The organism is Neoroseomonas rubea (genome assembly GCF_016106015.1).
In the GTDB taxonomy this organism is placed as follows: Bacteria; Pseudomonadota; Alphaproteobacteria; order Acetobacterales; family Acetobacteraceae; genus Neoroseomonas; species Neoroseomonas rubea.
Map to the genome: position 1 here is coordinate 1 of NZ_JACADQ010000396.1, position 3,650 is coordinate 3,650.

The 3,650-nt window shown below is 68.3% G+C and carries 3 protein-coding genes and 1 tRNA gene; 1 reads left to right on the top strand and 3 read right to left on the bottom strand.

Annotated elements, in window-relative coordinates; translation table 11 throughout:
• Window positions 1-269: 269 nt before the first annotated feature.
• A complete protein-coding gene (uvrB, locus tag HW577_RS22510) occupies window positions 270-2,456 on the bottom strand; it encodes an excinuclease ABC subunit UvrB (RefSeq protein WP_198378352.1) in 2,187 nt (728 codons plus the stop codon).
• 100 nt (window positions 2,457-2,556) lie between these two features.
• On the opposite strand from uvrB, the gene HW577_RS22515 reads away from it, so the two are divergent.
• Window positions 2,557-2,916, top strand: a complete 360-nt coding sequence (locus HW577_RS22515; protein WP_198378353.1) for a DUF4087 domain-containing protein — start codon at window positions 2,557-2,559, stop codon at window positions 2,914-2,916.
• Between the two features lie 15 nt (window positions 2,917-2,931).
• Here HW577_RS22515 and HW577_RS22520 read toward each other — a convergent pair whose 3' ends face one another.
• Both HW577_RS22520 and HW577_RS22525 read right to left on the bottom strand, forming a co-directional pair.
• A complete protein-coding gene (locus HW577_RS22520) occupies window positions 2,932-3,297 on the bottom strand; it encodes a hypothetical protein (protein WP_198378354.1) in 366 nt (121 codons plus the stop codon).
• Window positions 3,298-3,368: 71 nt separating this feature from the next.
• A tRNA-Thr gene (locus tag HW577_RS22525) sits at window positions 3,369-3,440 on the bottom strand.
• Window positions 3,441-3,650 lie beyond the last annotated feature (210 nt).

Below are 3,650 nucleotides of genomic sequence, written 5' to 3' on the forward strand. Positions count from 1 at the left end.
ACAAACGTGCAGATGACCTTCGCCTGGTACGGGAATCTCAAGGCGCCGCCCGCCGCGCCGATGCCGCCGCCGATCAGCGCGCGCTGGCCGACCGGGTCCTGGCAGGCCGCCAGCCCCAGGGCGAGCAGGCCGAGGGCGGAAAGTCGGATCGTCTTCGTCAGCATGTGCGTGCCTCCTTCGTTCAGCTCCGATGCCCCACCACAACCGCTGCGTGTGGCATCGATCGGGCGGAACCGGGGCAATCGCGCCCCGTCGGAGGCAGGAACGCGTCAGGGGCCGCGGCGCTTCCGTCCGCCCTTCGCCTTTTTCGGGTCGTAGCCGCCGCCGCCGGGCCCCATCGGCTTGGGCTTCCAGTCGGCCTTGGGCGTCGCCTCGCGCAACGAACGCCCGGCGAGGTTGGGCTCCAGCCCGAGGTCGAGTGCCTCGAGCCGCTTGATCTCGTCGCGCAGCCGCGCCGCGGTCTCGAATTCCAGTTCCGCCGCGGCGGCGCGCATCTTCTTCTCCAGGTCGGCGATGGCGGCGCGGAGGTCCTTGCCGACGAAGTTCGCTTCCTCCTCGCCTTCCACCGCGTCGACCGTGACGTAGTCGCCCTGCGTGACGTCGCGCAGCACGTCGGCGATCTCGCGGCGGATGGTGGTGGGCGTGATGCCGTGCTCGGCGTTCCAGGCCTGCTGCTTGGCGCGGCGGCGTTCGGTCTCGCCCAGCGCGTTCTTCAGGCTGTTCGTCATGACATCGGCATAGAGCACGACGCGGCCCTCGACGTTGCGCGCGGCGCGGCCGATGGTCTGGATCAGCGCGGTGGTGCTGCGCAGGAAGCCTTCCTTGTCGGCGTCCAGGATGGCGACCAGCGCGCATTCGGGAATGTCGAGGCCCTCGCGCAGCAGGTTGATGCCCACCAGCACGTCGAACACGCCCTTGCGCAGATCGCGGATGATCTCGATGCGTTCGAGCGTATCCACGTCGCTGTGCAGGTAGCGCACGCGGATGCCCGCTTCCGTCATGTATTCCGTCAGGTCCTCCGCCATGCGCTTGGTCAGCGTCGTGACCAGCACGCGCCCGCCCTTGGTCGAGACGGCGCGGCATTCGGCGAGCAGGTCGTCCACCTGGCCTTCCACGGGGCGGATCTCGCAGACGGGGTCGACGAGGCCGGTCGGGCGGATCACCTGCTCGGCGAAGGCGCCGCCGGTGCGCTCCATCTCCCACGGTCCCGGCGTGGCGGAGACGAACACCGTTTGCGGGCGATAGGCGTCCCACTCCTCGAACTTCAGCGGCCGGTTGTCGGTGCAGGATGGCAGGCGGAAGCCGAACTCGGACAGGATCGCCTTGCGCGCATAGTCGCCACGATACATCCCGCCGATCTGCGGCACGGTCACGTGGCTTTCATCGACGATCAGCACCGCGTTGTCGGGCAGGTATTCGAACAGCGTCGGCGGCGGGTCGCCGGGGCGGCGGCCGGTCAGGTAGCGGGAGTAGTTCTCGATCCCTTTGCAGGACCCGGTCGTCTCCATCATCTCGATGTCGAAGATGGTGCGCTGCTCGAGCCGCTGGCGCTCCAGCAGCTTGCCCTCGGCCTCCAGCTGCGCGAGCCGTTCCTTGAGCTCGACCTTGATCTGCGCGATCGCCTGGGTGAGCGTCGGCCGCGGCGTGACGTAGTGGCTGTTGGCATAGACGGCGATGCGTTCCATCTCGCCGGTCACCTCGCCGGTCAGCGGGTCGAATTCGCGGATGCCGTCGATCTCGTCGCCGAAGAGCGAAACCCGCCAGGCGCGGTCATCGAGATGCGAGGGCCAGATGTCCACGCTTTCGCCACGTACGCGGAAGGTGCCGCGCGCGAAGAAGGAATCGTTGCGGCGGTACTGCTGCTCGACGAGCCCCTTGATCAGCGCATCGCGCTCGATCCGCCCGCCGCGCTCGAGCTTCACCACCATGCGCGAATAGGTCTCGACCGACCCGATGCCGTAGATGCAGGAGACGGAGGCGACGATGACGACGTCGTTGCGTTCGAGCAGCGCCTGCGTGGCCGAATGGCGCATGCGGTCGATCTGCTCGTTGATCTGCGAATCCTTCTCGATGTAGGTGTCCGTGCGCGGCACGTAGGCTTCCGGCTGGAAGTAGTCGTAGTAGCTGACGAAATACTCCACCGCATTGTCGGGAAAGAACGACTTCATCTCCCCGTACAGCTGCGCCGCCAGCGTCTTGTTGGGGGCGAGCACGAGCGCGGGCCGCTGCAGTTCCTCGATCACCTTGGCCATGGTGAAGGTCTTGCCCGACCCGGTCACGCCGAGCAGCACCTGGTCGCGCTCGCCCTGCAGCAACCCCGCGGACAGCTCGCGGATCGCGGCCGGCTGGTCGCCATTCGGCTCGAAGGGGGAGACGACCTTAAGCCGCTTCTCCGAGGGCGGGGCGGGCCGCTTCTGCGGCATGAACAGGACGGGGCCGGGGGCGATCAGGTTCATGGGGCGGAAGATGGGCGCGCGCGGGCGTGAACGCCACCGCTGTCGCGCCGCGCGCCATGCATGGCAGGATGCGCCGTTGCGATTCGGAAAAGGGACTTGGATGCGCGCGATGATGGTGGGGCTGCTGGCCATGCTGGCCGCCGGCACGGCGGCGGAGGCGGCGCCGGAACGCCGCTGCGGCTGGCTGCACAACCCCTCGCCGGGCAATCACTGGCTGGACGACCGGGACGGCGAATGGGTCCTGTCCGCCCAGGGCGGGCCCGAATTGCCGGGCATGCGGCTCATCCCCGACATGACGACGCGCGAATGGGTCCGCACCAACGGCTACTACGGCTACGGCTGCGCCTGCCTGACCATGGAGGTGAACCGCGCCCAGCGCCGCGTGCTGCGCGTCACGGCGGCCGAGCAGTTGCCGCTGTCGCGCTGCCGGGCGGACAGGTCGCTGCCGAGCCCGGGCTGACGCGCCGCCCCAGGTTCAGCGCACGCGCAGCCCGTCATTCGTGATGACGATGCCGCTGATGCGGCAGATGTCGGTGCGGCGCATTTCCGCCGTCGCGCTCGTGTCCCACACGATGCGGAAGTCGTAGTCGTCTTCCTGCGGCAGGCGGAAGGTGATGCTCTGGCGCGGGTGCAGGAAGTTGTTGCCCAGCCGGTTCGGCCCCCAGTTCCTGTTGGTCGAGGGATTGAAATAGATCCCGCGGACATTGCTCGATGAGTTGTTCGTGATCCGCAGATTGGTGTCGCAGCGCTGCGCATACTGGACCTGGGCCTCGGCGACCGGAGCCGCGGCGACGAACAGGGCGGAGGTGGCGGCGATGGCAAGAAGCGCGCGGCGCGACATCGTTTGATTTCCTTATCGTTCGAGCCGCGTTCCATAGGGGAGGGTGAATGCCGCCGCAACACGCGGGCGTATGCCGGGTGAGGGATTCGAACCCCCGACCTTCGGTTTACAAAACCGCTGCACTACCACTGTGCTAACCCGGCGCACCCGCTTGGTGTAGCAGAGCGGCCTTTGGCGGCAACCCGGACGAAGGGTTCGATTCGGCGGTCGCCTTGCCCATCTTCGTAAGGCCCTTTTTCCGCCCCGATGTGCCTGTCCCCGCAAGACCGCCAGCCACCGCCGGCCCCGGCCGCCGCCTCGGTGCCAGAGCCGCCGGGCCCGATGGCGCCGCGCCGCCGCGCGCGGCCGCGCAT